We start from the raw sequence: 2735 nt of genomic DNA, 5'->3' as shown, positions 1-2735 counted from the left end.
TCGGGCAGCGCGGCGGCGAGCGGACTGCCGGTGACGACACCGGCCGCCAGGTCGTAGGCCAGCTCCTCGTCCAGCTGTCCCTCGCCGCCGGTACGACCTCCCGCCCGCAGGCCTGCTCGACCGCGTCGGCCGCCCGCCATCGTAGATCGCACGCCCGTACGGCCGGCGGCGCCGTGCCCGCGTCGGCGGGACCGAGCGGTCCTCTCGGACAAGTTCGCTCGTTCGGGTGAACCCGCCCTGGTGCGTCATGCGGCAGTGGCAGGCTGAGGGCCGTGACAAACCAGACGGATGATTTCTCAAAGCCAGACCAGGACCGCACCGGTCTGGTCACCGGCTTCCTCGAATGGGCCAGCGCCCTTGCCGGCATCCTGCGGCATGTCGCCGACGGGGCTGACGGCCTCGTCCGCTGGGTCGAAGGGCTCAAGGCCGAGCTTCGCCGGTTCGCCACCCCCGGTCTCCGGCCTACGTAGCCGGGCAATCTGCGGGCCCGCCAGGTGCTGGGACACCCTGTCCCAGCACCGTCCAAACATGCCCCGCTATGTCCGGATGCTCGGCGTGATCCACAGTTGCAGGGTGCCGTCCTCACCGGTGGTGGCGAGAAGTCGGCCATCAGGGGAGAAAGCCACCACAATGTTGTCGCCGGCGAGGATGTCGACGGGTTCACGGGTGGCCAGGTTCCAAAGCCGCACCGCGCCGTCCTCACCGGTGGTCGCGAGCACCCGACCATCAGGCGAGAATGCCACGCAGAGGGTCTCGTTGGGGTGGCCGGTGAGGGTGCCGACGGGTTCATGGGTGATCGGATCCCAAAGCCGCACCATGCCGTCGTCGCCAGTGGTTGCGAGCACCCGACCATCAGGCGAGAACGCCAGCATGTTACTGCGGCCGACGTGGCCGGTGAGGGTGCCGACGGGTTCATGGGTGGCCGGGTCCCAAAGCCGCACCGCGCCGTCCGTGCTGGTGGCCGCGAGGAATCGGCCATCAGATGAGAACGCCACCCAACTGTTGTTGCCGGTGAGGGTGCCGACGGGTGCGTGGGTGGCCGGGTCCCAAAGCCGCACCGCGCCGTCCTCGCCGGTGGTTGCGAGCACCTGACCATCAGGCGAGAACGCCACGCTGATGCTCCCCCGGATGGTCCCGTCGGGGTGGCCGGTGAGGGTGCCGATGGGCCTGTGGGCGGCCGGGTCCCACAGTCGCACCATGCCGTCCTCGCCGGTGGTTGCGAGCACCCGACCGTCGGGCGAGAAGGCCGGACAGAAGCATTCGCCGGAATGGCCGATAAGGGTGCCGATGGGCTTGCGGGTGGCCGGGTCCCACAGTCGCACCATGCCGTCCTCGCCGGTGGTTGCGAGCACCCGACCGTCGGGCGAGAACGCCACGCCGGTGCTGTTGCCGTTGATGTGGTTGGGAAGGGGATCCAAGTGGATCCGTTCCCCTTGCTCCAGCGCACTCAGAAGCATGCGGGCGGAAAGCCCCTGTGAGGCGAGGATCCTTTGCAGGCGTGCGATCTCCTCGGGTCCGTCGTGCGAGGCGCCCGCCCGAAGCCCGGCCTGTTGGCCGCCAGGGTGTTCGGTGTTTTTGTGGGAGGACGGCGACTCCTCGATCGCCAGTCGGCGCTTCGTGGCCGTGGTGTCGGCAGTGGAATCGTCCGCGCCGAATCGTAGGGGCGACGGGGACCGGCTCTGGTCCTGCAGGGTCTTGAGCTTCGCCCAGCGGGATCTCCACTCAAGGAGCTGCGGGTGGTCCCGGGTGAGGGGCCGCGGCTGCTCGGCGTCGAAGGCGAGCAGGGTCCGGACCAGGGCCATGAGGAAGTCGAGGCTGGGCAGGTATTCGCCCGTCATGACGCTGCTGAGAGCGGAGACGGACAGCGGGCGGCCAGCGGGCGCGCGTTTGCTGATCTTCCCGTACGAGGGTTGACCGCGTTCGATCCGCAAGGTGCGCAGATCGGCCGCGAACTCCCTCAGTTCCCGGGTGAAGTCCTTTTGTCCGGCATCCGTGCCCTCGTTCCGCACCCCGGTTGTCTCCGTCCTCCCGTGACAGCGTGTCGGGCCAACGGTAGGACCAGGCCACTGGACGCCGCCGGAGTTTCCCGGATATTCCCGGACGTCCGGCCGGGCCCGGTGGTGTGCACCGCTGTCCGCCCCGCTGCGGTGGTGATCGGTTTCGCACGGGATCGTCCGCCTAGTGGTGAATCCCGGCCCAGGACGGGCTGAGCTGGAGCCATGACCAACCACACGAACGCAGCCCCCGACCCATCGACCGCGCCCGCTCCGCTCATGAGCATGCACACCGCACTCGTGCTGCTTGCGGCCGCCTTCATCGGCCTCGTTGCCGGCGCCCTGACCTTCCTCGGCGGCGGTCCGGTGGCCGCCGCGGTACTGGCCGGTCTAACCGGCGCCGGGGCGAGCGTGTCGGTGCTGCACAAGCTGATCGGTTGACCCCGACGAGGCACCAGAAGAGGGAAGGATAGATCCGGGCCGGATCTGCAGCCCAAACTGGGCCGTCAAGATCACCTGGCGATCGGTCAAGCTGGACGAGCGAGGCCTCGGCGAAGACGCCGCAGACTGCCAGCAGAGCGCGGAGCACCTGGAGCGATTGGAGGCCCGCGTCTGCCTGCCGCCCGCTCTCGCCGTCCCCGGCCCGGCGGACGAACGGGACGCCGCCGTGAGCCCCGCCGGCCCAGCCACCGCCAAGGCCGCGGCCAGCGTTCCTCAGGGCGTCGGGCGCTGAACCGGCGG

General features: G+C 69.7%; 3 protein-coding genes. 2 read left to right on the top strand and 1 reads right to left on the bottom strand.

The window, feature by feature from the left end:
• Positions 1-272 precede the first annotated feature (272 nt).
• Entirely contained in the window at positions 273-470 is a 198-nt protein-coding gene (locus ABD308_RS37270; protein WP_344345048.1) for a hypothetical protein, read from the top strand.
• Positions 471-536: 66 nt separating this feature from the next.
• Here the strand turns inward: ABD308_RS37270 and ABD308_RS37265 are convergent, their stop codons facing one another.
• Positions 537-2009, bottom strand: a complete 1473-nt coding sequence (locus tag ABD308_RS37265; RefSeq protein ID WP_344345045.1) for a WD40 repeat domain-containing protein — start codon at positions 2007-2009, stop codon at positions 537-539.
• Positions 2010-2219: 210 nt separating this feature from the next.
• Between ABD308_RS37265 and ABD308_RS37260 the strand changes: the two genes are divergently transcribed.
• On the top strand, positions 2220-2435 hold the full coding sequence (locus ABD308_RS37260; RefSeq protein ID WP_344345042.1) for a hypothetical protein: 216 nt from the start codon (positions 2220-2222) through the stop codon (positions 2433-2435).
• Positions 2436-2735: the final 300 nt, after the last annotated feature.

The sequence above is a fragment of the Kitasatospora putterlickiae genome, assembly GCF_039527695.1.
GTDB classification, from domain to species: domain Bacteria; phylum Actinomycetota; class Actinomycetes; order Streptomycetales; family Streptomycetaceae; genus Kitasatospora; species Kitasatospora putterlickiae.
This window is presented reverse-complemented; position numbering and strand designations above follow the sequence as displayed.